Consider the following 351-nt stretch of genomic DNA (forward strand, 5'->3'; position numbering starts at 1 on the left):
CGTGTAGGCCAGGTTCTCGTCGATCGCATCGGCGGCGGTGCCCTCATCGCCGGTGAACAAGGTGTGGATCTCCTTGTCCAGGTTCTGGGTCATGCTTTGGTGCAGCATGGCGCCATTGGCGCCCAGGGCCGAGGCAAAGCTGATGATGAGGGCAACCTTGCCGGCCTTGATCATGGTGGCCATCGCACTCTCGCGCGATTGCCCGGTGGCGATGCGGTAGCCCAGGATCAGGATCCAGAGCGTGGTGACGGTCAGCGCGATGGTGCTGACCCAGCGCATGGCACGGCCCATCAACTCCATGCCGAAGTCCTGAATTTCCCGGTTGAAGTAGTCGTTGACCAGCTTGAAGAA

Annotated in this window: 1 protein-coding gene; it reads right to left on the reverse strand. The window is 61.3% G+C overall.

Translation table 11 applies throughout. From position 1 onward, the window contains the following. Nucleotides 1-351, reverse strand: a 351-nt coding sequence (locus XdyCFBP7245_RS23535; protein WP_146091746.1) for a type IV secretion system protein, incomplete at both ends; no start/stop codon positions are given.

Source organism: Xanthomonas dyei (genome assembly GCF_002939865.1).
Taxonomy (GTDB): Bacteria; Pseudomonadota; Gammaproteobacteria; order Xanthomonadales; family Xanthomonadaceae; genus Xanthomonas; species Xanthomonas dyei.